Genomic DNA, 25,347 nt, shown 5'->3' with positions numbered 1-25,347 from the left:
GAGAGAAGTATATGACTCCGGCTATCGATTTATTAAAGAAACTCAATATTGCCGTGACTATTCACGAATATGCGCATGAAGCTGATTGCCATAATTTTGGCGAAGAGGCCGCAGAAAAACTCAACTTAAACCCTGCGACTGTTTTCAAAACATTATTAGTCAGCGATGAGAAAAGCTTCTTTGTTGCCATCGTCCCAGTAACAGGGACGCTTAACTTAAAACGCGCGGCAGCGGCCTTGCGTGTGAAAAAGTTACGCATGGCAGAACCGAAAGAAGCAGAAAGATTAACAGGGTATTTAGTCGGCGGTATCAGTCCTATAGGTCAAAAAAAACGCCTGATAACTTGCATAGACAGCAGTGCGCTGGCATTTGAAAAAATTTATGTGAGCGGCGGAAAGCGAGGATTAGACATCGGACTTGCACCACAAGATTTAAGCAAAGCGTGTCATGAGGCAAGCTTTGCTGACATTCGTGACGAAAAATAATCCACTAGATACGTTTGTATCCGTCTTAATATTTAAGGCTAGGTACATTTAAAGAAAGGTAATCAACACAATGCTGCAAACAAAACCCATTATTCTATTAGACCGAGACGGTGTGATTAACCAAGATTCTGATGCTTATGTAAAGTCTGTCGATGAATGGATTCCGTTACCAGGTAGTATTAAATCCATTGCGGCATTATCAAAAGCAGGTTTTCAGGTATTTGTCGTAACAAACCAATCTGGTATTGCTCGAGGCTATTACGACGAAGCAACACTCAACGCGATGCACGATAAGATGAAAGCACTCGTCGCGAAAGAAGGCGGTTCGATTGCTGGTATTGAATATTGCCCACATGGGCCAGATGACAATTGCTCATGCCGAAAGCCAAAAAGCGGCATGATTGAAGCCATCGAAACACAGCTTGGTTTGTCTTTCGAAACGACGCCAGCCATCATGGTAGGAGACTCATTAAGAGATTTACAAGCCGGCAAAGCAAGAGGCTGCTCGCCCGTACTTGTACTAACAGGCAATGGCCGAGAGACTCAATATAAAGCCATCGACTTTCATTTCGAAATATATACCGATCTAGCGGCTTTCACCATATCAACATTACACAAGTATCTCTAATAGAAGACTAAAGAGTTAGTGATCACTTACTAACTCTTTATTTTGAAATACTATTGTTCTTTATGTGCGTGATAAAAGCTCGATGCTTTTGCGCGGTTCCCACAGATATCCATACTACACCATCGCCGTTTTTTCGAGCGAGACGTATCCACAAACATCAATATGCATTTTTCATTCGAACAATGTTTAACATGAAGACTAAGAGGCGAAGTCAGTAAATTGGCCGCTTCGTAAGCTACTTTTCCAAGCAATTTATCTACCGACAGTTTTTTATCAAAAGGCTGCAATGAAATATCTTGGTTAACCACTAACAATTGCTGCTGAAGCGGTGCATTGCGCAAATGCTTATTAAGCACACTGAGCGCATCTTCAGGCAATACCTGCTTGTCTGTGTTTGCAGTAACCAATGTTTTTATACTACTCCTAAGCTGCCATACATCTTCTATATTTGCATTGGTATCAATACTTTCTAAAGGCACCTCCATTTCTGCCGCCCACTGAAACAAGTCCTGCAGGCACTCAAGTTGATTCACCACTTTTTCATGGGTGGAGAATTGCGTATTGATAAAATCCACAGCGAGATTATTTCCCACTCGGATAAAGGTTTTTTTATCTTCTCTCATACTAACCATTATAATTTATCTTTACAGGTTAGAAAAGGAAATATAACATAACCGTTAAACCTTGATTTCAAAGGTTATAATTTTTAACTAATTAGAAGGCAAAAAAACATGGCACATACTCAAGGAATCCATCATCTTGGTCTTACTGTTCCTGACGTTAAAGAGGCAAGTGCCTTTTTTGTAGAAGCATTAGGTTTCACACAAGTACAAGAAGTACCATCGTATCCAGCGGCTTTTGTTACTGATGGTGTCGTCATGCTGACACTTTGGCAGGCAGAAAATCCCGAAAAAGCAACGCCTTTTAATCGTCGAGAAAATATTGGGCTACACCATTTTGCGTTGCGTCTTGCCGACACGACGACGTTGGCATTACTACATGAACAACTAAGTTCACGCGATGACGTGACCATCGAATTTGCGCCAGAAGATTTAGGTGAAAGTGGATTGCAACACATGATGTGCCGAATCCCTGGTAACATTCGCCTTGAATTGATTGCAATTTAATCACCTCGTCATGATTTATTAATACAATATCAGAGGTATATATGGCCTTTAATACTTCCCCTAATGCACCTTTTCATATCGGTGAACAGCAAGCGCAAGAACGTGTTGGCGCACGTGAAACACTTGCCCATTGGGGAGGGAGGGCCATTCGACCTTTCTTTCCAGAACAACACCGTGATTTCTTTCGCCAACTTCCTTTCATTATCGCTTCTGCTAGAGATAAGAACGGCTTACCTTGGGTAACCATGTTGGCGGGGGACATTGGCTTTATTTCTTCACCAGACAAGGCACATTTACATTTTTCAGCCTTACCAAACAAAGGCGATGCACTTGAACATGCTTTTACAGATGGCGCTGAAATCGGCCTTATTGGTATTGAATTAGAAAGTCGTCGTCGTAACAGGGCGAGTGGCTCAGTAACAAAGGCAGATAAAAGCGGCATCACTTTCGCCGTTTCTCAATCTTATGGAAATTGTCCCCAGTACATTTCAGAAAGAGAATGGCAACATACCGATGTTGATGAGAATAAAATATCTGTTACACAGCATCGCCACTTAACACCCTCTATGAAGAAATGGATCGCATCTGCAGACACTCTGTTTATTGCCAGCGGCTATTCAGAAGACAGTCACGATGAAAACAAACCATCAGCTTATGGGATGGACGCTTCACACCGTGGTGGCGCCGCGGGATTTGTAACCATTTCTAATGATAATAAATTGGTTATACCTGATTATTCTGGTAATAATTTCTTTAACACCATCGGGAATTTACTGTTAGACCCTTTAATAGGATTACTATTTATTGACTTCGATACAGGCAGTTTATTGCAATTGAGTGGTCGAGCAAAAATAGATTGGGATTCAGAAAAAGTACGAGCGTACCAAGGCGCACATCGATTATTGAACATAGATATAGATAAAATAGTACAGTTAGACGGTGTTTTGCCATTGCGCTGGCGCTTACCAGAAGGCATTAAAGGTGGACTAATGGTCACCAAAAAGGTCGTAGAAAGCGACGATGTCACCTCGTTCGAACTCGTTTCACACAATCAAACCGCGCTGCCAGTTTTTCGAGCAGGACAATACCTGCCAATACAACTCGCTTTATCTGCGCAAGATGCTCTTACAGAACGAACTTATTCTCTTTCAAACTCACCAACAGACGAACACTATCGCATCAGTGTTAAACGTGAGAGCCATGGTCTGGGCTCACGCTATTTGCACGATTCCATTCAAGTTGGCGATATTATTCAGGCTAAAAAACCTAATGGCGACTTCCTACTAAAATTTCCCACCCGCCCAGTGGTATTAATCAGTGCTGGCATTGGCGCCACTCCTTTAGTCAGCATGTTACATTCCGCGATCCAATCAAATGTTGCGCCCTCGATTCATTTTTTTTATGGCGCTCGTAATGGTACCCATGCACCTTTGCTACCTGAAATTCGGGTTCTAGAAAAGCAGCATGATAGGTTTCATCTGGATATCTTATTTAGTCAGCCTAGCGAGCAGGATACACTTGGCGAAGACTACGATGAAACAGGGCGAATTACAGGAGAGCTCATTCAACGAAAAGTAGCCGATTTAAACGCCGACTTTTACCTATGCGGGCCTACAAATTTCCTTACTGATTTAATAATAAAACTTGAAGCGCTTGGCATAAGACGAGACCACATATACTCCGAAAGTTTTTAGACTCCCCAGCAAATAAACAATGAGGTCATGTTAGTCCATGACCTCATTTTCTGACTTAATCAGAATGTCTATATTGTCCTCGATCCAATCCGCCAACCCAATGACGTGCTCTGATACTTGCTGGCCGATCTCAGTCAAGCTGTATTCCACATGAGGCGGTACGACAGGATAAGACACTCTCAATATAAAACCATCTTTCTCCAACACTTGCAGCGTCTGCGCCAGCATCTTCTCACTAACGCCATGTATAGTACGACGTAGCTCACTAAAACGGTGTGTTTCTCCACCTTTCAAGGCCAATAACACGAGTACAGCCCAGCGGCTCGTTACATGCTTGAGAATATTCCGAGAGGGACATTGGTCTGAAAATACATTTCCGCGATTAAACTTTTGGCTTAACCCCGTTTCTTCAGATCCATTTAAATTATTATCATGTTTTTTCATACTTACCTTTTTGTATGTACTTACTAAAAGTTTGTTAGTGGATTATTCTACTCTCATCAACGAACAACTCAAAGGAGAAAACCATGATTTTAGTCACCGGTGCATCAGGTCAATTGGGCCGTCTTATCGTCGCAAATTTAATCCAACGCGGCACGCCTGCCAATCAAATCGTCGCAGCCGTACGTTCACCTGAAAAAGCACAAGACTTAGCAGAGCAGGGTATTATTGTGCGCCAAGCGGACTACACAGATACAGCGTCTTTAACCGCTGCAATGGAAGGCGTAAAGCGAGTTGTGCTGGTGTCATCCAGTGAAGTGGGCCAACGTACACCACAGCATAAAAACCTGATTCAAGCGGCAAAAGATGCCAAGGTTGAACTACTGGCGTATACCAGCATTCTCGATGCGCAAAACTCGCCATTGGCTCTTGCTGCGGAACACGTAGAAACAGAACAAGCGCTACTAGATTCTGGTGTTCCTCATGTTCTATTGCGCAACGGCTGGTACTCAGAAAACTACACTGGCACCGTCGCTATGGCCATTGAACATGGCGCTGTTTTAGGCAGTGCAGAAGAGGGTAAATACGCCACAGCAGCACGAGCAGACTATGCAGAAGCCGCGGCGGTCGCTATTACAGCTGAAAACCAAGCTGGAAAAGTATACGAGTTAGCAGGAGACAATGCGTTTACGTTAGCCGAATACGCACAAAAAATCAGTCAGATCAATGGTAAAAGCGTGGTCTACCAAAACCTACCAGAAGCAGAATACGCTAAAGTACTCGTTCAAGTTGGCTTACCTGAAGGCCTTGCCGCCATACTCGCAGACTCAGACGTTGGCGCATCAAAAGGCGGCTTATTCAATGACAGTAAAACATTATCGACACTGATCGGCCGACCAACGACACCAATCGAAGACAGCATCAAAGCCGCACTTTAAAGCAGTGTAGATGGATCATGTAACAACCATGATTCAGACCTATTATTAATAAAAGGCTTATCTAGCCATAAAAAAAGCGGTTAGAGTTTTCACTCTAACCGCTTTTTTGAAGAATATTGGTACGAAGAATCAGATATCCAAGTTCGCTACATTCAAGGCATTTTCTTGAATGAAGTTACGACGTGGTTCTACTTCGTCACCCATTAAGGTTGTGAACATTTGGTCAGCGGCAACAGCGTCGTCGATGGTAACCCGCAACATACGGCGTGCATCTGGGTCCATTGTTGTTTCCCATAGCTGGTCAGGGTTCATCTCACCCAGTCCTTTGTAACGCTGTGTCGTTAAGCCACGAGACGCTTCTTTCATCAACCAAGCTTTCATGTCGCTGATGGTTTCTACCGGCTGACGACGTTCGCCACGTTGGATGAAAGATTCTTCACCAAACAATTCAGCGACGGTTTCAGACATAGCCACAATGCGCTTGTATTCAGGAGAGTTGAAGAAAGTCGCTTCAAAACGGTAACGGTTCGACACACCATGAGACATGATGTTGACCACTGGCAAGTACAAGTTACGCTCATCGTCTTTCTCTACTGAGAAGTCAAAACGGAAACCGGTACGTGCATCCAATGGCATTTGGCTACGAATCGCTTCGACCCATTCTGTTACGGCGGCTTCGTTCATTAGATCGTCTTGAGTTAACGCTTTGCAGTACAGAAGCTTACCCATAACATCTTTTGGGTATACACGAGACAAACGGTCAATATCACCTTCAATGCGAATGTAATCACGAACCAATGTTGCTAGATGTTCGCCTTGAATGCCCGGTGCTTCTTCATTAACGTGCATGTGCGCGCCATCTAACGCCACTTCGATCAAGTATTGCTGCATCGCCGCTTCATCTTTAATGTATTGCTCTTGCTTACCACGTTTGATTTTAAACAATGGCGGTTGCGCAATAAAGATATGACCGCGTTCGATGATCTCTGGCATTTGACGGAAGAAGAAAGTCAGCAACAAGGTACGAATGTGCGATCCATCGACGTCGGCATCGGTCATGATGACGATGCTGTGGTAGCGTAGTTTGTCTGCATTGAACTCATCACGGCCAATACCACAACCTAGAGCGGTAATTAGAGTACCTACTTCGACAGACGATAGCATTTTGTCAAAACGTGCTTTCTCGACGTTAAGAATTTTACCTTTAAGAGGCAAAATCGCTTGTGTACGACGGTCACGACCTTGTTTTGCAGAACCACCCGCAGAATCACCCTCCACTAGGTAGATTTCGGAAAGTGCTGGGTCTTTCTCCTGACAATCGGCCAATTTACCTGGCAAGCCTGCGATGTCTAACGCGCCTTTACGACGAGTCATGTCGCGCGCACGACGTGCGGCTTCACGAGCACGAGCCGCATCAATCATTTTGTTAACTATGATTTTGGCTTCGTTTGGTTTCTCAAGAAGGTACTCAGAAAAGCGCTTACTCATTTCTTGTTCAACGGCCGTTTTCACTTCAGAAGAGACAAGCTTATCTTTGGTCTGAGAAGAGAATTTTGGATCGGGTACTTTCACAGACACAATCGCGGTCAAACCTTCACGAGAATCATCTCCGGTGGTCGCTACTTTTTGTTTTTTCGCTAGACCTTCTTTCTCAATAAAGGTGTTCAAAGTACGCGTCAACGCGCCACGGAAACCCGCTAAGTGAGCACCACCATCGCGCTGAGGGATGTTATTGGTATAACAGTAGATGTTCTCTTGGAAACCTTCATTCCACTGCAATGCCACTTCAACCGCGATACCGTCTTCCAGGTCATCACGTTGGCAGATGAAGTGAAAAATATCATTGATAGGGGTTTTGTTGGTATTCAAATGCTCAACAAACGAACGTAAACCACCGGAATAGTTAAAGAAATCTTCTTTACCTGTACGCTCATCTTTTAGATGAATCGCAACACCAGAGTTCAAGAAAGACAATTCACGAAGGCGTTTCGCTAAGATGTCATAAACAAATAAGATATTACTGAATGTTTCAGCAGATGGTTTGAAATGAACCGTCGTACCCGCACCATCGGACTCGCCGACAATGGCTAACGGTGCATCTGGTACGCCATGAGTATAATGCTGCTCATAGACTTTACCTTCTTTACGGATCGTCAAGGTAACGGCTTCAGATAGAGCATTTACTACTGAAATACCTACACCATGAAGACCGCCAGAGACCTTATAAGAATTGTCATCAAACTTACCGCCAGCATGCAGAACGGTCATGATAACTTCGGCAGCAGATACGCCTTCTTCTTCGTGCATATCCACAGGGATACCACGGCCGTTATCAGAAACAGAAATCGATTCATCTGGATGAATAAGTACCGTGACCGTATCACAATGACCCGCTAAGGCTTCATCAATCGAGTTATCTACAACTTCGAACACCATATGGTGCAAACCGGTTCCGTCGTCCGTGTCGCCAATGTACATACCAGGGCGTTTACGTACGGCATCTAGCCCTTTGAGCACCTTGATACTGGACGAATCGTAATTATTTTCACTCATTTAACTCTCCTGCAAACCTTTGCTCGATAAGGACAATTCGCCGTTATTCATAGAAAAGTGACGAACGTCTGTGGTGTCGGCCCACGTAAAATCCGTGGTATCTGGTCCAACACTCGTAATAAAAATTTGGCTGTTTAGTGATTCCAATAAACGACACAGTTTTTGCCTATGATTGGCATCTAACTCTGCGGGTAAATCGTCCACTAAAAAGACCAAGGGGCGACCCATGTCGATCAGTAGTTGCCCTTGGGCGATTTTCAATGCGGACACGACTAACTTTTGCTGTCCACGTGACAAGGTATCTAATGCATCGCCAGTCTCGGCTTTTACACGTAAATCGGCTCTTTGTGGGCCGGTATGCGTATAACCCAGTTCAATATCGCGCTCTCGTCCAGCTTCCACAGCCATTTGTAAGGATTTTTGAGAATCCCAGCCTTGGAAGAATTGCAGAGAGACGGTTAAGTCTTCGTTCAGCAGAGCTAACACCTTTAAAAAATAAGGCGTTAGGCGTTCAACATAAGCTTTACGCGAGGTATTGACCTGTTCACCGAGGCGGATTAATTCCTGATCAAAAGCCGCCAATAAACTGGGAGATATTTTACCACGTCTGAGCAAGGTATTCCGCTGTTTTAATGCTTTTTGCCAGCCACGCCATGCACGAATAAATTCACCGTCAAAATGGAACACGCCCCAGTCAATAAACTGCCTTCTAACGCTAGGAGCACCTTCCAATAATCGAAACGCATCAGGGTTAATAAGTTGCACAGGCAAACGTTCAGCAAGTTCCACAACTGATTGGGCACGCTGACCTTGAATGTGCACGTCTATTTTCCCATCTCTATGGCGTTGCAGCCCGACAGGGATTGGATTGCCTTGCTCTTGATGCAATTGGGCGAACACTAAACAGTGCTCGTTTTCGTGTTGGATGTAGGTTTTGTGTTTATGACTACGAAAGGAACGCCCGAAAGAGAGCAAATGAATGGCTTCAAGAACAGAGGTTTTACCACTGCCGTTTTCACCAATAATTATATTAACTTGAGGCGAAGGTTCAAAGCGCACACTTGAGAGGTTGCGAACATGAGAGATGTCCAAACGCACCAGCGGCATAAAGCGGAAACCTTAATCGGAGTGAGAAAGAGAAAACCATGTAGTCATTAGGCAACTAATGACTACATGGTTAACAAGAGATCATAGGCGCATTGGCATCACAACGTACTGTGCCGCATGGCTTTGTGCTTCTTCAACGAGCGCACTGCTATTGGAGTCATTGAGCGATAAACGCACTTCTTGTGTATCGACCACACCCAGAACATCCAACAAATAACCCACGTTAAAGCCAACTTCTAGATTATCGCCTTGGTATTGAACCAATACGGATTCTTCGGCTTCTTCTTGCTCTGGGTTATTAGCAAAAACTTGCAACATGCCGTTAGACAAAATTAAACGTACACCGCGGTATTTTTCATTCGATAGAATCGAAGCGCGTAAAAAGACTTGGCGTAGCTCAAGACGATCCGCAATAATGATTTTCTCGTTATTACGAGGAATAACCCGATGATAATCTGGGAATTTGCCGTCAACAAGCTTAGATGTGAAGACAAATTCGCCTACTTTTGCGCGAATATGATTGGAACTAATCGTTAGTTCAACCACTTCTTCGGTATCGTTTAATAGACGATTTAACTCCAAGACACCCTTACGAGGGACAATGACTTGCGTTAAATCACCACTCACTTGTGCATCTTCAACCGCTGTCGCCAAACGGTGACCATCGGTTGCTACAACTCGTAACTGACCATCAGCAACTTCGAACAACATGCCGTTAAGATAGTAACGAACATCCTGGTTAGCCATGGCAAAGCCGGTGCGATCAATCAAACGACGCACACTTATTTGCGGGATAGAGACCGTTAGATCACCTTGCATGTCTTGAATATTCGGAAATTCATCGGCTGGTAATGTCGACAAACTAAAACGCGAGCGACCAGAACGAATCACCGCTTTTTGCTCATCAAGTGTAAATTCAATAACAGCACTGTCTGGCAAACTTTTGCAGATGTCCATTAGTTTACGAGCAGGTACAGTAATACGACCTTCTTCACACTCGTCTAATGGGACATGGCCCACCAATTCCACTTCCAAATCCGAACCGGTAAGGGTTAATGTTTGGTCTTTTACTTCCACCAATACATTGGCCAAAACAGGCATGGTCTGTTTGCGCTCTACAACGCCCGCCACCAATTGAAGTGGCTTAAGAAGTGTCTCGCGGACAACTGAAAATTTCATTATTTTCCCCGTTAACTCAACGTCTTAGACCATCAGGTGGTCAGAATTCGCATCAATTGTTTGTAGTCTTCACGGATATCAGAATCCGTATCTTGTAGTTCTTTGATCTTACGAATCGCATGCAAAGCCGTGGTGTGATCACGGCCGCCAAACGCATCACCAATTTCTGGCAAGCTATGGTTGGTCAATTCCTTCGCAAGTGACATGGCAACTTGACGAGGACGAGCGACAGAACGACTGCGACGCTTGGATAACAAATCGCTGATCTTAATTTTATAATATTCCGCCACAATGCGCTGGATATTATCAATGTTCACCAGCTTATCTTGCAAGGCCAAAAGATCTTTTAGTGACTCGCGAACAAAATCTGGTGTAATCGCCCGACCAGTAAAGTGAGAATTGGCGATGACTCGTTTCAATGCACCTTCCAATTCTCGCACATTAGAGCGAATTTTTTGAGCAATAAAGAAGGCTGAATCATACGACAGCTTCACGCCGCTTTCATCCGCTTTACGCATCAAGATAGCAACACGGGTTTCTAGCTCAGGCGGCTCAATAGCAACCGTCAGCCCCCAACCAAAACGTGATTTCAGACGATCTTCTAAGCCATTAATTTCTTTAGGATAACGGTCACAGGTAAGAATCATCTGTTGCCCGCCTTCCAGTAAGGCATTAAAGGTATGGAAAAACTCTTCTTGAGTACGGTCTTTACCTGCAAAAAATTGAATGTCATCAATAAGTAACGCATCTACCGAACGATAATATCGTTTAAAATCGTTGATCGCGTTTAGTTGCAATGCTTTTACCATATCCGCTACGAAACGCTCTGAATGCAGATAAACCACCTTAGCATTCGGATTGTGACGCATCATTTCTGTACCAACGGCTTGCATTAAGTGAGTTTTACCTAAGCCAACGCCACCGTATATAAAGAGTGGGTTGTAAGCACCGCCTGGATTTTCTGCGACTTGCAATGCGGCTGCATGAGCAAGTTGATTCGATTTACCCTCGATGAAGTTTTCAAAGGTAAAAGAATTATTTAGATTGGCGCCGTGATTGATACCACCTTCAACATCGACCTTACGCTTAGGTGGTGTTAAAGGAAGCTGCCCTTGTTCATAGGGCTCTAAATCATTACCACGTAATCCTGCACCAGATAATGTTAATGGTGCTTCAAACTCTAAATCAGCATGTTGAGTACCTTCACCATCCATGAGACCAAAACCAACGCCAGGGTGATAACCTGACTCATTAGCCACTTCATTATTAAGTGGACTAGATACAGGCTCAACTGGGGGCGCAGGTGGACGTGGGGCAGATTGGTTAGCTTGCGCAAAGTTTTGCTCTTTTACCGCAAAACGTAAAACGGGCGATGGATCGGCTCCTGCCAATTCTGACAATAGCTCTTTAATGCGCGCTTGATACTTGTTACTCACCCAATCCAACACAAAACGGTTAGGGGCGCGTAAGCACAATTCACCATTGGGCGTAATTTCAGCCTCTAACGGACGAATCCAAGTGTTAAACTGCAATGTGGAAAACTCGTCCTGTAAACGCCGAAGGCAAAGATTCCAATGCTCCAAAGACACTGTTGGCGTACTCCCTGATTGAGTGACAGATAAGAGGCGGATTTTACCCTGCAGAAATTTAGTTATCCACACATAAATCGAAAAACACACATTTAATGGTATAAAACTAAAATTTGTTAATAACAGGTAAGGTTATACACAGCGGTAGATAAGATTTTTCCTTTGTGTATAAAACAGGCACTTATACACATGTATACAAGCGGTTACTAGAAATGTTTTCCACAAGTAAAAATGGCATTATCATTTTGATTTTTATACATATAATTTTTTTATATTTTTACCTGTTGATAACTTTACGGAGGTTTAAAAAATATTGTCCACTGATCAGGTACAAGTCTGTTAGTAAGTATTTAATTAAATGTGGAGGTATTTTTTTAATAATTAAGCATCAGTAGTGATTGAATTTCTTAGAGAAAGGTTTTAAAATCCGCGCCCTGATTTTGAATCAAAATGTAGAGGCTTGGCTAAGGCTAACCCTCAAAACTGAAACACTGCTTCAGTGAGTGAATAAAGATGAAAAGAACTTTTCAACCTAGCGTTCTAAAACGCAAACGCAACCACGGTTTCCGTGCTCGTATGGCTACTAAAAGCGGACGTCAAATCGTCGCTCGTCGTCGTGCTCGTGGCCGCAAGGTATTAAGCGCATAAACACGCTGATGACCGAATATTGTTTTCCTCGGCATGTCAGACTTCTGAATGCCGGGGATTATCAATCCGTCTTTAACGACACCACCTCCAAAGTCTTCGCGGGTGAATTCCTTCTATTAGCAAGAAAACGAGAGGACGACCAAACTCGGTTGGGCCTTATTGTTGCTAAAAAAACGGATAAACGTGCTGTAGGCCGGAATCGTATCAAACGTTTGGTGCGGGATTCTTTTCGCCACCACAAAATACCTCTAGCTGGCCTCGATATTGTCTTTCTTGCTCGTCAGGGTATTAAAGAACTCGATAACCCAACGTTGAGCTCTCGCTTAGATAAAGCGTGGGATCAATTGGCGAAAAAATCGAAAAAAACACCTCCGAACAAAAAACACGTTAATTCGAAACAGAAATAAGCTGAAAAAACAGTCAAAGGCTGGTTTAATAGCGCGTGATTTTTAAATAGGGTTCTGTGAACCCATCTGTCCAACCAAACAAATTAGTTGAATACCATGGATTTCAGACGTTACTTTTTATGGGGTGCGCTTTTTGTCAGTGGCTACCTACTGTTTTTACAGTGGACCCAAGACTATGGTCCTCAGTCAAACAAGCAAAGCGTAGTTCAGACGACCCAAGCACAATCTGAGGCGAGCGCATCGTCAGAAACAGATTTGCCGAATGCAAATGCATCTCACAGTACAAACACCAGTGGTGTACTTCCAAGCAATGCGAAAAAAATTGCACCTGGAAAGTTCATCGAAGTGACAACCGATACACTTCGTGTTGCCATTGATCCTGTAGGTGGTGACCTTGTTCGTGCCGCTCTTCTTAAATACACCAAAGAATTAGGCAAGCCTGATCCTTTCGTCATTTTAGAAAACGATTCAGCTCATACATACGTTACTCAAAGTGGATTAATTGGACCTGATGGTCCAGATGCTTCACCAAATGGCCGTCCCGTTTATCACTCCGAGAAAACGTCTTATACCTTAGCTAAAGGTCAAGACAGCTTAGACGTGAATCTGTATTTTACAGATGCGAAAGGGGTGAAATACACTAAGACTTTCCGCTTCACGAAAGGCAACTATCGTATTCGTCAATTGATTACCGTTGATAATACGACTGACCAGACATGGCGTGGTAACTTATTCGGTCAAATCAAACGTGATAACTCTCCTGATCCAAGTAAAGCAACTAGCATGGGCTTACAGCCTTATCTAGGTGGCGCGATCTCTGATGAAAGCACTAAATACAGCAAAGTTTCTTTCTCTAAAATGAAAGAAGAGCCTGTAAAAGTAACATCAGAAAAAGGCTGGGTTGCCGTACTACAACACTATTTTGTAACCGCTTGGGTGCCTGAGCAAGGTCAGAAATTTACCTTACAAGCACGCACAAATGGCGATTTCAACTTGGTAGGCTTTACCGGTTCTGCCGTGGCAATTGCCCCAGGTAAACAAGGTACTTTGAGCTCAACATTCTTTGTTGGTCCAAAACTGGAAAAACACCTTGAAGCGACCGCTGAAAACCTTGATCTAACCGTAGATTATGGTTGGTTATGGTGGCTAGCTAAACCAATTTTCTGGTTACTGACATTGATCCAATCTGTTGTCATTAACTGGGGTGTTTCTATCATCTTGATCGTAGTCTGTGTGAAGGCAATTTTCTTCAAACTGTCTGCAACCAGCTATCGTTCAATGGCGAAAATGCGCAAATTCGGTCCTGAAATTGCCAAGCTAAAAGAACAGCATGGTGATGATCGTCAGAAAATGTCTGCGGCCATGATGGCGCTGTATAAGAAAGAGAAGATCAATCCTCTTGGTGGTTGTTTACCTATTTTGGTACAAATGCCGGTATTCCTTTCTTTGTACTGGGTATTAATGGAATCGGTGCAATTGCGTCACTCTCCATTTATATTCTGGATTCATGATTTGTCTGTTATGGACCCATACTTTGTACTGCCTATTTTGATGGGCTTAAGTATGTTCTGTCAGCAAATGTTGAACCCAACGCCTCCAGATCCAATGCAAGCTCGTTTGATGAAGTTAATGCCTATTGCGTTTACCTTCTTCTTCTTGTGGTTCCCAGCGGGTCTAGTTCTATACTGGGTAACCAACAACAGCTTGTCGATCGTACAGCAGTACATCATTACCAAGCGTATTGAACGAGAAGCCTAGCCGCTAATACTTAGCAGCGACCTTCTTTGAAAAAAGGCTTCCTTCGGGAGGCCTTTTTTACGTTTAGATTGCCATGCTCTTCGTGCTCAAGGACAATGGCAATAATTCCTATTACTTTCACTCAATAAAGTCACAGTACAGAGTTTAATTATGACCGACTTTCAGTACGCCATTGACCAAGACACCATCGTAGCCCAAGCAACCGCTCCTGGTCGTGGCGGCGTAGGCATTATTCGTTTATCAGGCCCAAACAGCTACGCTATTGCCCAGCAAATTGTTGGCTTTGAGCCGAAACCACGCTACGCCCATTATGTGCCCTTCAAAGACGTCAACAACGAGCAGCTTGATGAAGGCATCGCCTTGTATTTCCCAGGCCCTAACTCCTTCACCGGAGAAGATGTCTTTGAGCTACAGGGCCATGGCGGCCCTGTCATTATGGACATGCTGCTTACTCATTGCGTGGCGTTAGGCGCACGTTTAGCCCGTCCTGGCGAGTTCTCTGAGCGCGCGTTTTTAAACGATAAAATGGACTTAACGCAAGCAGAAGCGATTGCTGATTTGATCGATAGTTCGTCTGAGCAAGCCGCCAAGTGCGCGCTACGTTCGCTACAAGGTGCATTTTCTAAGCGCATCAACGAACTCGTCGAAGCGCTAATTCATCTGCGTATTTATGTTGAAGCTGCGATTGATTTTCCTGAAGAAGAAATCGATTTCATTGGCGACGGCAAAGTCGCCAATGAATTAGCCGGTATCCAAGCAAAACTGCGCGAAGTGCTCAAAGAGGCGAATCAAGGCGCCTTGATTCGCGAAGGTATGAATGTGGTGATTGCGGGGCGTCCAAACGCGGGGAAATCTAGCTTGTTAAACGCGTTGTCTGGCAAAGAGTCTGCGATTGTCACCAGTATTGAAGGCACCACTCGAGATGTCTTGCGCGAGCACATTCACCTCGATGGCATGCCACTGCACATTATTGATACCGCCGGTTTACGCGACAGCCCTGACGAAGTAGAGCGCATCGGTATTCAGCGCGCATGGGATGAAATAGGCAAAGCGGATCGTATCCTGATGATGGTAGACAGCCAATCCATCGACAGTAAAGATCCTAATGAAATTTGGCCAGATTTTGTCGAAAAGCTCGGCGATACCAAGCACCTAACACTGGTTCGAAATAAGGTCGATTTGACCAAAGAAGCCACTGGAACAGAAATCATCAATAACGTTCCTGTGATATCTCTGTCAGCAAAAACAGGTGAGGGCGTTTCTGACCTGACTGACCATCTAAAAGCCATCATGGGCTTCGACAGCACGACTGAGGGAGGGTTTATCGCTCGCCGTCGTCATATAGAAGCGCTTAACAAGGCCAATCGCTTTTTAGACGCAGGTAACGAACAGCTTCATGGTTATGGTGCTGGCGAATTACTTGCAGAAGACCTGAAAGAAGCCCAGCAAGCGTTGAGCGAAATTACGGGAGAATTCACCAGCGACGATCTTTTAGGACGTATCTTTGGGTCGTTCTGTATTGGGAAATAGTTCTATTTAAAGACAAATCACTCGCTTAAAACGTTACTCTGATGAGAATCTATCATCAGAGTAATGACACCCTATTCCTCGTTCACTCACGTCACTAAAATCATTCACTTCTTACGACTATTCGTCTAAAAACAACAGTCAGCCATAAGCCATCTCTCTTATTTTTTTTAGCGTACAAAACGGTAGCAACGCCAGTCTCATTCTTAAAAACCTTATGTAAATAAAGGTAAAGGGAATTGTCGCAAGCCTAATTATTCATAAACTGACTCAGTATTATGTAAGGCTGATCCTTATTTGTAATCATTCCGGACTAAAATCAGGCTTACTTTGACCATTGATAGCCATACCTTAAAGGCAGTGAAATAAAAATGACGACTCGTTCAAGAAAAACATCTCGACTCTTTTTAATCATTATTGCCGTGCTATTAATTAGCGCTGGTTGGTTCAGCTCACAATATTTTAATGCGGCGAAGCCGGAAGCCGCACATCAAGGAAAAAGGCCAGGAAAGCGCTTTAATAGCAATAGCATCACGCCCGTCTACGCTGGAACCGCCAGTAAAGCAGATGTATCCGTTTATCTAGAAGCATTAGGTACAGTGGAAGCCAATGCTTCTGTCACGGTCACAAGCCGGATAACCGGTGAAATGAATAAAGTCTTTTTTACAGAAGGCCAGTACGTAAAAGCAGGGGACTTATTAGCGCAAATAGACGACCGCAGCTATCAAGCCACACTCGCCGAATACAAGGGTGAGCTGGCACAAAACAAAGCCTTATTGCAAAGCGCACAAGCCACATTAGAGCGCTATAGAAAACTTGCTAAACAAAACTCTATTTCCGCTCAAGACGTACAAGACCAAGCGGCTAAAGTGGGCCAATATCAAGGCATCATAGCGACCGATAAAGCAAAAATTAGTTCTGCTAATTTGGATATTGAATACGCCAAAATCCGCGCGCCAATCAGTGGCTATACAGGCCTGTTAAATGTTGATCAGGGTAACCTAATTACTAACAATACAACCTCCATTGTCACCATCACACAGGTTAATCCCATTACCGTTACCTTTAGTATTCCCCAAGTCCACCTTCAAAAAGTGCTCCAAGGATTACGCAGCAAAAAACACTTTGCTGTGACTGTATTTAATCAAACTGGGCAGAAAAAACTGGCAGAAGGTACGCTTGAGAACATCAGCAACAGCATTGATAGCGATACCGGCACCATCAAATTAAAAGCTATTTTTACCAACGATGATGAAATGCTTTACCCTAACCAATTCGTTAATGTTCGTATGAAAATAGAACAATTATCGCAAGTCGTTATTATTCCCAAAGCCGCTTTACAGCTCAACGACAATGGTGACTTTGTGTTTGTGATAGATGACAACAAGGTCCATAAGCAAAGCGTGACCGCAGGTCCGGTTGATGGTGAAGACAACATAGTCGCACTTACCGGTGTAAAAGCAGGCGATCAACTCGTCACGACCGGCATTGATAACCTCGTTAATGGCAGCAAAATTAAGATTATTGAGCAGCGTAAGGGCAACGAATGAATCCGTCCCGACTCTTTATTCAACGACCTGTAGCCACCATCCTACTCATGATGGCAGTGCTACTATCTGGCGTCTTTGCTTATACTTTACTGCCTGTTTCAGCGCTTCCTGAGGTCGATTATCCAACGATTCAAGTTACCACCTTGTACCCAGGAGCAAGTCCAGATGTAATGGAAACATCCGTCACAGCGCCTTTAGAGCAAGAATTGGGGAATATGTCTGGATTAAGCCAAATGTATTCCACCAGCTCTGGTGGGGCTTCTATTATCACCTTGAAATTCGACCTTTCGCTCTCTTTGGATGTCGCAGAACAAGAAGTACAAGCCGCCATTAACTCCGCGGATAGCTTATTGCCATCCGATTTGCCAAGCTCTCCGACTTATAAAAAGGTCAACCCTGCTGATGGCGCTGTACTTACCATCGCAGCCAGTTCAGAAACCTTACCGCTGACTAAAGTCCAAGATTTAATTAACTCGCGAGTGGCATTAAAACTCGCTCAGATATCTGGGGTGGGATTAGTAACATTAGCGGGGGGACACCAGCCAGCAATTCGTATTCAAGCGAATCCTAAAGCTTTAGCGGCCCATGGCTTAACGCTAGAAGATATTTATACGCTGATCAATAACAGCAATGTAAACGGCTCTAAGGGAGGATTCGACAGTAAATATCATTCGATCAGTATCGATGCTAACGACCAATTAGAAAATGCGGACCAATACGCTAATCTCATTCTAAAATACGAAAATGGCGCTCCATTGCGTCTAAAAGACGTCGCAATGGTCATTTCTGGCAGTGAAAATCAGTATTTATCCGCCACCGCCAATGGTAAACCAGCGATTATTATTCAAGTAAAACGTCAGCCAAGCGCCAATGTTATTGCCGTAGTTGATAATATCGAAGCCAAGCTACCCGAATTACAAAAACTCTTACCAGACAGCATTAAATTAACCGTTTTATCCGATCGAACCCAAACCATCCGCTCCTCAATTAGCGATGTAAAATTTGAATTAATGTTGTCTATTGCCCTAGTCGTGATGGTGACTTTTCTATTTTTACGTAATATTGCTGCAACATTAATTCCTAGTATTGCTGTGCCGTTGTCTTTGATCGGTACCTTTGGTGTTATGTATATGGCGGGGTTTAGTGTCAATAATTTGAGCTTAATGGCGCTAACCATAGCAACCGGATTTGTGATTGATGATGCCATTGTGGTCGTTGAAAACATCTCACGCCATTTGGAGAATGGCGAAACGCCACTTCAAGCGGCTTTAAAAGGCTCGAAGCAAATTGCATTTACCGTCATTTCACTGACCTTTTCACTGATTGCGGTATTAATTCCCTTACTCTTTATGGGGGACGTAGTAGGGCGTTTGTTTCGAGAATTTGCGATCACCTTATCCGTCTCTATTTTAGTGTCTATGGTAATTTCTCTGACATTAACTCCCATGCTATGTGCTTATTTATTGCGCCGAATTCCAGACGAAGAACAAAGTCGTTTTTATAAAAAAGGTGGTCAGGCATTTGATAAAATCATCGCGGTTTATGATAAATATCTCACGATCGTACTAAACCACCAGCGCATTGCGTTAGCCGTGATATTTGGCACCTTATTGCTCACTGCTGGGCTTTATATGGCCGTGCCTAAAGGCTTTTTTCCAACCCAAGATACCGGCATTATTCGCGGCATAACCGTGGCATCCGATAGTGTATCTTTCAAAGAAATGACAATACGCCAACAAGCGATGGTCACTCAATTACTGAAAGATCCAGATATAGAAAGCATTAGCTCGACAATTGGGGTAGATGGACAAAACACCAGTTTGAATCGCGGAATGTTGCAGATTAACCTCATCGGTTTTGATAAACGAGATGATAGAGCCCCTGCCATCATCAAACGCTTAAGAGCCGAAGTGGCTGATGTTCCTGGAATTCAGCTCTATCTACAGGCTCAACAAGACTTAACCGTCGATGATCAAATAACCCCGAGTCAATATCAATTCACCTTAGACGATACCGACACCTCTCAGCTCGTAGAGCTAACGCCTAAACTCGTCACTGCATTACAGAAAAAACCAGAATTTCAACACGTTATCAGTAATTTAGAAGACCAAGGGCTGGTCAGTTATGTCACTATTCATAGGGATATTGCCGCTCGTTATGGCATTACTGCAGCCGATGTAGATACCGCATTATACAATGCCTTTGGCCAACGCTTAATATCCACCATATACACTCAGTCCAATCAATATCGTGTCGTGTTAGAAGTCCCTCCTAATCCTCAACAAGCCACGGACACACTGAACCATATTTACCTTGCCGGCACCGCAAGCAGTAAAGGTGGTACTACTCCTATGGTGCGCTTAACAGATGTGGCGACAGTAACGCAAAAAACAGGGTCCTTGATGAAGGCACACTTAGATCAAATCCCTGCGGTAACCATCTCATTTGATCTCGCTGAGGGTTACTCACTAGAGCAGGCACAACAAGCCATAAGTGATACCACTGCTGCGCTTAAAATGCCAAATAGCTTAACCCTAAAATACCAAGGATCCGCCTCTGCGTTTACGGATTCGACCTCAAATACCTTATGGTTAATTTTAGCCGCCTTACTGACTATGTACGTAGTGTTAGGTATTTTGTACGAGAGTTTTATTCATCCATTAACCATATTATCCACACTGCCAACCGCTGCCATTGGTGCCTTTATTGCTTTGTTATTACGCGGTACTGATTTTAACTTGATTGCGCTAATTGGAGTCATTCTGCTGATCGGTATCGTTAAGAAAAATGCAATTATGATGATAGATTTTGCCCTAGAAGCCGAAAAAGAACAGAAATTAAGCCCTAGAGACGCGATTCATCAGGCTTGTTTACTGCGTTTGCGGCCGATTCTCATGACTACGATGGCCGCACTGTTTGGCGCTTTGCCCTTAATGTTGGCACAAGGATCGGGCGCCGAATTGCGCCAGCCTATGGGCTTGGTAATCGTCGGAGGCTTGCTTCTAAGTCAGTTACTCACACTGTTCTCAACCCCAGTTATTTATCTGTTGTTCGATAAACTTGTTTACCATCGTCGACGTCTCAAGAAACAAAACAGTAAAGGGCTCATTTAATGAATCCGTCCCGACTGTTTATTTTTCGGCCTGTCGCGACATGGCTGATTACCATGACCATCATGGCCTTAGGTGCTTTGGGGTTTCAATGGCTACCGGTTTCTAGCTTACCAACCTTAAATATACCTATGATTGTGGTTTCTGCTAATTTGTCTGGCGCAAGCCCTGAAACCATGGCAGCAACAGTGGCCACACCACTAGAGAGAGCATTAGGACAGATTTCTGGTGTTACTCAAATGACGTCGTCTAGCTCAGACAGCAAAACAAACATTGTCTTAGTGTTCAATGCAAGTAGAGACGTCAATGGCGCGGCACGCGACGTACAAGCCTCAATCAATGCCGCTGAAAGTACCTTGCCAAGTGCAATGACATCCATGCCAACTTACCGCATAAGAAACCCATCTGCGGCCCCCATTTTTATGTTGGCGCTGACATCCCAATCATTAAGCCCCAGTGCTCTCTATGACTTTGCATCTAATCAGTTAGAACCTCGAATATCACAAGTACAAGGGGTAAGTGACGTTTCTCTATATGGCAGTTCCTTACCAGCCATTCGAGTCGATCTGCATCCACAAGCATTGACTCACTATGGCATCTCTTTGGACACCGTACGCAAAGCCATTGTAAACAGTACTAGCCATAAGCCTACTGGCATTATTCAAGGGCAAAAAAACACTTGGATGGTGAACTCTAATGGCCAGATGCTTCATGCTAAAGAGTTTGGTCAGTTAATCATTACCTACTTAAACGGTGCCGCTATTCGTTTATCTGATGTAGCTAAGATTTCGGATGGCGTAGAGAATCGGTTTAACGTGGGGTACTACAACAATAATCCTGCGGTTACCATCAGCGTCACTCAATCCTCAGGCGCGAATATGCTTTCGACTATCGCTGCCGTAAAAGCCCAATTACCCGTTTTTAATAAACTACTGCCCGGTGATGCCAAATTACATATTGTCATGGATCGCTCAACGACGATTCGCTCTGCCTTACATGCAACAGAACAGACATTATTGATCGCAATGATTTTGGTTATTGCCGTTGTCTTTGTGTTTTTACGCAATGGTCGTGCTTTACTCATTCCAGCCTTGGCATTGCCAATTTCGTTATTAGGCACCTTTGCTGTCATGTATTTACTTGGCTACAGTTTAGACAACTTGTCTTTAATGGCACTCATTGTCTCAACAGGCTTTGTTGTCGATGATGCCATTGTGGTGTTAGAAAATACCTCTAGACACATAGAAAATGGATTAAGCCCCGTTAGAGCCTCGCTACGAGGAGCGAAAGAAGTCGGTTTTACGGTGCTCGCCATGACAGTTTCTTTGATTGCTGTTTTTATTCCATTACTTTTCATGAACGATGTCATTGGCCAATTACTCAGAGAATTCGCCGTTACTTTATCTGTCTCTCTAATCATTTCAATGTTGGTGTCGCTCACTCTAACGCCGATGCTTTGCTCACGTATGCTACGTCGTCAGACCACACAAAAAAAACAACCTAAATTATATAAACTCATCGAAAATGCTTTTTTAAGGCTACAACATGGTTATCGAAGCACTCTTGATACGGTACTAAATCATAAACGCTTAACCATACTTGTGTTATTAGCGACTATTTTCTTGAACGTTTATTTATACAGTATTGTGCAAAAAGGTTTCTTTCCAAAGCAAGATACAGGCATTTTATTTGGTGTCGTACGTGCCGATCAGACCACCTCATTTGCCGCAATGGAACCACGACTGCGCAAATATTCTGAGATGATTCAACAAGACCCCGCTGTAGCTGGTGTCATGAGTTCAATCAGTAGTTCGCATAATGGCTCACGAAATATAGGTAAGTTTTTTGTCCAATTGAAGCCCATTGATGAACGTCAAGCAACCGCTTCCGAAGTGGCCAATAGATTGTATCAAAAAGCACAAAATATGGCTGATGGGCATTTATTCTTACGTCCTGCCAGTGATATTAAAATTGGTGGGCGAAGCGCCAACGCTGATTACCAACTCGGCATACAATCAGATAACTTAGATTTATTGAATATATGGGCACCCAAAATCAAAGCGGCATTAGCCAAATTACCTGAGCTCAGTGGTGTAGATTCAGATATGGAAAATGGCGGACAAGAGGTTCAAATCGTCATTGACCGAGATGCCGCTAAACGCTTAGGTGTCACGGTGAAAAATCTGGATACTTTGTTAAATAACGCTTTCAGTCAACGTAAGATCGCCACCCTGTATAAAACATCCACTCAATATCATGTGGTGATGAACTTAACAGATGATTACACCAGTGATAGTAATGTTCTCAAATCTCTCAATATCGTCAATAGCCGTGGTCATGTCATTCCTATCAGTGATTTCACTACATTAAAAAGCGGTAATGCCGCGTTATCAGTAGCCCATCAAGACTTATCCGCAACCGTAACCGTTGCGTTTAATACCGCTGATAATGTCACCTTAGAACAAGCCAAACAGGCAATAAAAATAGCAATGGACACCTTAAGAGTGCCTAGCGGCATTGTTGCAAATTATGCAGGGAAAGCAAAATTATCAGACACTTTCGCCAAAAACTTACCTTGGTTAATCCTTGCCGCACTGATCTCTGTTTACATCATTTTGGGTATGTTATACGAAAGCTTTGTACATCCACTGACCATTCTATCAACCTTGCCATCCGCTGGACTTGGTGCCTTATTGCTTATGCAGATAACAAGTACTGAACTTACCGTCGTCGCCTTAATCGGCATTTTACTGCTCATTGGCATTGTTAAAAAGAACGCCATTATGATGATAGATTTTGCTCTTGATGCACAGCGACGGCTGGGGTTAAGTGCCGAGGAGGCCATTCGTGAAGCGTGTATAAAACGCTTCAGACCCATCATGATGACGTCACTAGCCGCTTTTTTTGGCGCCTTGCCTATGGCCATCGAAAGTGGCGGAGATGCTGACTTACGCAGCCCTCTAGGTATTGCTATCTGTGGTGGCCTGCTTGTTAGCCAAATACTCACACTCTATACCACGCCTGTTGTTTACCTTTATATGGAACGTATCAGTGATGCAACAAAAGGTCTTTGGCACCGCTGTGTTCAAGGCAATAAACAAGATCTTAAAACAAATAAAACATTAGCCACCAACGCCGTAACCAATAAAAGAATGAATCATGATGAATAATCGTATTATGCAACTTTTTGGACTGAGTTTAATCACACTAGTGTTGGCTGGTTGTAGTACCGTAGGGCCTGATTACCAACGTCCTGATGCTCCGAGCAGCGAACATTTTAAAGAGGCAAAAGGTTGGAAAGAAGCCGCGCCTGCCGATCAGCAACCTAAAGGAGCATGGTGGACTGTTTACCAAGATAATACGTTGTCAAAACTACTCGAACAGGTACAGATTAATAACCAGAATGTCGCAGAATACGCAGCAAACTATGAAAAAGCCAAAGCTGTTGCCGAAGAAGCTGGCGCAAACTTGTATCCATCTATCAATGCAAGCGTAGGGGCTTCACGTTCAAAAACGCAAAGCCAAACCGGTAACAATTATACCGCCCAAGCCAGTGCTAGCTGGGAGCTCGATGTATGGGGAAAATTACGTCGTATTCGAGAAGAGGATAGAGCCAGCGCACAAGCCAGTGCAGCAGAACTTGCTTCAGCAACACTCAGTGCTCAATCTTCTCTTACTCAAGACTATTTCAAACTGCGAGTTTTAGACGAAAAAATACACCTTTATCAAAATAATCTTACTGTCTACAACCAATATCTAAAGGTCGTTAACAACCAATATAAAGCCGGTAATATTTCCAGCTCTGCGGTATCTCAAGCACAAACACAACTGCACAGCACTCGCGTTTCCATGCTCGATCTAAAGTGGCAACGAGCACAATATGAACACGCTATTGCAGTACTTATAGGCAAAACGCCTGCAGCTTTTTCACTGCCTATTGAGCCTTTACAGTACCAGTTACCCGAGATTCCTATTGGTATTCCATCCGTATTATTAGAACGTCGTCCCGATATTTCCTATGCAGAGAGAACAATGGCATCGGCTAATGCGGCTGTCGGTGTCGCTATTGCAGGCTACTATCCTGATTTGTCTTTGTCTGTCAGTGGAGGCTTTGTTAACTCAGCACTGAGTAATCTATTTGAATTACCTTCTAGGGTTTGGTCGATAGGGCCATCATTAAGCGGCAATATTTTCGATTTTGGAGCTACCAAAGCGCAAATAAAACAAGCTAAAGCAGGGTATGACGCCAAGGTAGCAAACTATCGTCAAACGGTATTGAGTGCGTTTCAGGAAGTAGAAGATTATTTAGTAAAAGCGAATATATTGGCGGAGGAGTCAATCTCTCAGAAATTAGCAACGGCATCGGCTAAAGAGTCTGCTCGAGTAACTTATAACCAATTTAAATCAGGCATGATTGATTATCTAGACGTAGCTACCACAGAAGCCAGTAATCTGAATCAACAACAAAAACAACTCAATTTAGTGAGTGAACAATTGGTTAACAGCGTTCAGCTTATTGTGGCATTAGGTGGAGGCTGGGATACGAACAAGCTACCCGCTTCTAATGAGATCGCTAACGATACAAAACAGACTAAAGAATAGCTGT

19 protein-coding genes are annotated in these 25,347 nt (G+C 43.6%); 13 read left to right on the top strand and 6 right to left on the bottom strand.

The window, feature by feature from the left end; all coding sequences use genetic code 11:
• The first annotated feature begins 11 nt into the window (after nt 1–11).
• On the top strand, nt 12–485 hold the full coding sequence (gene ybaK, locus V6259_RS00825; RefSeq protein ID WP_341582951.1) for a Cys-tRNA(Pro) deacylase: 474 nt from the start codon (nt 12–14) through the stop codon (nt 483–485).
• Nucleotides 486–555: 70 nt separating this feature from the next.
• Nucleotides 556–1,113 (top strand): D-glycero-beta-D-manno-heptose 1,7-bisphosphate 7-phosphatase, encoded by a 558-nt coding sequence (gene gmhB, locus V6259_RS00820; protein ID WP_341582950.1) that lies wholly within the window; start codon nt 556–558, stop codon nt 1,111–1,113.
• 50 nt (nt 1,114–1,163) lie between these two features.
• Here the strand turns inward: gmhB and V6259_RS00815 are convergent, their stop codons facing one another.
• Nucleotides 1,164–1,745, bottom strand: coding sequence for a CGNR zinc finger domain-containing protein (locus V6259_RS00815; RefSeq protein ID WP_341582949.1), 582 nt, complete (start codon nt 1,743–1,745; stop codon nt 1,164–1,166).
• Between the two features lie 99 nt (nt 1,746–1,844).
• Here V6259_RS00815 and V6259_RS00810 point away from each other — a divergent pair, with 99 nt between their 5' ends.
• Together V6259_RS00810 and V6259_RS00805 are read left to right on the top strand one after the other, a co-directional pair.
• Nucleotides 1,845–2,240 (top strand): VOC family protein, encoded by a 396-nt coding sequence (locus tag V6259_RS00810; protein ID WP_341582948.1) that lies wholly within the window; start codon nt 1,845–1,847, stop codon nt 2,238–2,240.
• Nucleotides 2,241–2,281: 41 nt separating this feature from the next.
• Complete coding sequence (locus V6259_RS00805; protein ID WP_341582947.1) at nt 2,282–3,934, top strand: FAD-binding oxidoreductase; 1,653 nt, start codon at nt 2,282–2,284, stop codon at nt 3,932–3,934.
• A 30-nt stretch (nt 3,935–3,964) separates the two neighbouring features.
• Here V6259_RS00805 and V6259_RS00800 read toward each other — a convergent pair whose 3' ends face one another.
• The gene (locus V6259_RS00800; protein ID WP_341582946.1) at nt 3,965–4,378 is read right to left on the bottom strand and encodes a winged helix-turn-helix transcriptional regulator; all 414 of its coding nucleotides are present in this window, start codon (nt 4,376–4,378) and stop codon (nt 3,965–3,967) included.
• Nucleotides 4,379–4,461: 83 nt separating this feature from the next.
• Here V6259_RS00800 and V6259_RS00795 point away from each other — a divergent pair, with 83 nt between their 5' ends.
• Nucleotides 4,462–5,313: an SDR family oxidoreductase gene (locus V6259_RS00795; protein ID WP_341582945.1), complete on the top strand. Its 852-nt coding sequence runs from the start codon at nt 4,462–4,464 to the stop codon at nt 5,311–5,313.
• 129 nt (nt 5,314–5,442) lie between these two features.
• Here the strand turns inward: V6259_RS00795 and gyrB are convergent, their stop codons facing one another.
• The 4 genes from gyrB to dnaA all read right to left on the bottom strand — a co-directional run bounded on the left by gyrB (nt 5,443) and on the right by dnaA (nt 11,741).
• On the bottom strand, nt 5,443–7,866 hold the full coding sequence (gyrB, locus tag V6259_RS00790) for a DNA topoisomerase (ATP-hydrolyzing) subunit B (protein WP_341582944.1): 2,424 nt from the start codon (nt 7,864–7,866) through the stop codon (nt 5,443–5,445).
• Entirely contained in the window at nt 7,867–8,973 is a 1,107-nt protein-coding gene (gene recF, locus V6259_RS00785) for a DNA replication/repair protein RecF (protein ID WP_133010663.1), read from the bottom strand. It abuts the gene before it with no gap.
• Between the two features lie 81 nt (nt 8,974–9,054).
• The gene (dnaN, locus tag V6259_RS00780; protein ID WP_133010662.1) at nt 9,055–10,152 is read right to left on the bottom strand and encodes a DNA polymerase III subunit beta; all 1,098 of its coding nucleotides are present in this window, start codon (nt 10,150–10,152) and stop codon (nt 9,055–9,057) included.
• Nucleotides 10,153–10,184: 32 nt separating this feature from the next.
• Nucleotides 10,185–11,741 (bottom strand): chromosomal replication initiator protein DnaA, encoded by a 1,557-nt coding sequence (dnaA, locus tag V6259_RS00775; protein ID WP_133010661.1) that lies wholly within the window; start codon nt 11,739–11,741, stop codon nt 10,185–10,187.
• Nucleotides 11,742–12,254: 513 nt separating this feature from the next.
• Here dnaA and rpmH point away from each other — a divergent pair.
• From rpmH to V6259_RS00735, 8 genes are all read left to right on the top strand, one after another.
• Nucleotides 12,255–12,389 carry a 50S ribosomal protein L34 gene (gene rpmH, locus V6259_RS00770; protein WP_084035504.1) on the top strand — a complete coding sequence of 45 codons (135 nt, stop codon included), beginning with the start codon at nt 12,255–12,257 and terminating at the stop codon, nt 12,387–12,389.
• Nucleotides 12,390–12,397: 8 nt separating this feature from the next.
• Nucleotides 12,398–12,796, top strand: a complete 399-nt coding sequence (gene rnpA / locus V6259_RS00765) for a ribonuclease P protein component (RefSeq protein ID WP_341582943.1) — start codon at nt 12,398–12,400, stop codon at nt 12,794–12,796.
• Nucleotides 12,797–12,892: 96 nt separating this feature from the next.
• A complete protein-coding gene (gene yidC, locus V6259_RS00760; RefSeq protein ID WP_341582942.1) occupies nt 12,893–14,554 on the top strand; it encodes a membrane protein insertase YidC in 1,662 nt (553 codons plus the stop codon).
• Between the two features lie 150 nt (nt 14,555–14,704).
• Entirely contained in the window at nt 14,705–16,084 is a 1,380-nt protein-coding gene (gene mnmE, locus V6259_RS00755) for a tRNA uridine-5-carboxymethylaminomethyl(34) synthesis GTPase MnmE (protein WP_341582941.1), read from the top strand.
• 368 nt (nt 16,085–16,452) lie between these two features.
• Complete coding sequence (locus V6259_RS00750; protein WP_341582940.1) at nt 16,453–17,631, top strand: efflux RND transporter periplasmic adaptor subunit; 1,179 nt, start codon at nt 16,453–16,455, stop codon at nt 17,629–17,631.
• Complete coding sequence (locus V6259_RS00745; RefSeq protein WP_341582939.1) at nt 17,628–20,744, top strand: multidrug efflux RND transporter permease subunit; 3,117 nt, start codon at nt 17,628–17,630, stop codon at nt 20,742–20,744. Before V6259_RS00750 ends, V6259_RS00745 begins: the two co-directional genes overlap by 4 nt.
• Complete coding sequence (locus V6259_RS00740) at nt 20,744–23,911, top strand: efflux RND transporter permease subunit (protein WP_341582938.1); 3,168 nt, start codon at nt 20,744–20,746, stop codon at nt 23,909–23,911. Before V6259_RS00745 ends, V6259_RS00740 begins: the two co-directional genes overlap by 1 nt.
• Nucleotides 23,901–25,343: an efflux transporter outer membrane subunit gene (locus V6259_RS00735; protein ID WP_341582937.1), complete on the top strand. Its 1,443-nt coding sequence runs from the start codon at nt 23,901–23,903 to the stop codon at nt 25,341–25,343. The genes V6259_RS00740 and V6259_RS00735 overlap by 11 nt, the downstream gene beginning before the upstream one ends.
• Nucleotides 25,344–25,347: the final 4 nt, after the last annotated feature.

Source organism: Marinomonas sp. TI.3.20, assembly GCF_038155025.1.
Taxonomy (GTDB): Bacteria; Pseudomonadota; Gammaproteobacteria; order Pseudomonadales; family Marinomonadaceae; genus Marinomonas; species Marinomonas flavescens.
The sequence above is the reverse complement of the archived record's forward strand: the minus strand, read 5'-3'. Positions and strand labels throughout refer to the sequence as shown.

What these genes read in the sequence shown, in the direction of transcription:
- gmhB (WP_341582950.1), top strand. Translation starts at nt 556, where the DNA reads ATGCTGCAAACAAAACCCATTATTCTATTAGACCGAGACGGTGTGATT.
- dnaN (WP_133010662.1), bottom strand. Translation starts at nt 10,152, where the DNA reads ATGAAATTTTCAGTTGTCCGCGAGACACTTCTTAAGCCACTTCAATTG.
- V6259_RS00735 (WP_341582937.1), top strand. Translation starts at nt 23,901, where the DNA reads ATGATGAATAATCGTATTATGCAACTTTTTGGACTGAGTTTAATCACA.
- recF (WP_133010663.1), bottom strand. Translation starts at nt 8,973, where the DNA reads ATGCCGCTGGTGCGTTTGGACATCTCTCATGTTCGCAACCTCTCAAGT.
- yidC (WP_341582942.1), top strand. Translation starts at nt 12,893, where the DNA reads ATGGATTTCAGACGTTACTTTTTATGGGGTGCGCTTTTTGTCAGTGGC.
- rpmH (WP_084035504.1), top strand. Translation starts at nt 12,255, where the DNA reads ATGAAAAGAACTTTTCAACCTAGCGTTCTAAAACGCAAACGCAACCAC.
- V6259_RS00750 (WP_341582940.1), top strand. Translation starts at nt 16,453, where the DNA reads ATGACGACTCGTTCAAGAAAAACATCTCGACTCTTTTTAATCATTATT.
- mnmE (WP_341582941.1), top strand. Translation starts at nt 14,705, where the DNA reads ATGACCGACTTTCAGTACGCCATTGACCAAGACACCATCGTAGCCCAA.
- gyrB (WP_341582944.1), bottom strand. Translation starts at nt 7,866, where the DNA reads ATGAGTGAAAATAATTACGATTCGTCCAGTATCAAGGTGCTCAAAGGG.
- V6259_RS00805 (WP_341582947.1), top strand. Translation starts at nt 2,282, where the DNA reads ATGGCCTTTAATACTTCCCCTAATGCACCTTTTCATATCGGTGAACAG.
- rnpA (WP_341582943.1), top strand. Translation starts at nt 12,398, where the DNA reads ATGACCGAATATTGTTTTCCTCGGCATGTCAGACTTCTGAATGCCGGG.
- ybaK (WP_341582951.1), top strand. Translation starts at nt 12, where the DNA reads ATGACTCCGGCTATCGATTTATTAAAGAAACTCAATATTGCCGTGACT.
- V6259_RS00800 (WP_341582946.1), bottom strand. Translation starts at nt 4,378, where the DNA reads ATGAAAAAACATGATAATAATTTAAATGGATCTGAAGAAACGGGGTTA.
- V6259_RS00795 (WP_341582945.1), top strand. Translation starts at nt 4,462, where the DNA reads ATGATTTTAGTCACCGGTGCATCAGGTCAATTGGGCCGTCTTATCGTC.
- V6259_RS00745 (WP_341582939.1), top strand. Translation starts at nt 17,628, where the DNA reads ATGAATCCGTCCCGACTCTTTATTCAACGACCTGTAGCCACCATCCTA.
- V6259_RS00815 (WP_341582949.1), bottom strand. Translation starts at nt 1,745, where the DNA reads ATGGTTAGTATGAGAGAAGATAAAAAAACCTTTATCCGAGTGGGAAAT.
- V6259_RS00810 (WP_341582948.1), top strand. Translation starts at nt 1,845, where the DNA reads ATGGCACATACTCAAGGAATCCATCATCTTGGTCTTACTGTTCCTGAC.
- V6259_RS00740 (WP_341582938.1), top strand. Translation starts at nt 20,744, where the DNA reads ATGAATCCGTCCCGACTGTTTATTTTTCGGCCTGTCGCGACATGGCTG.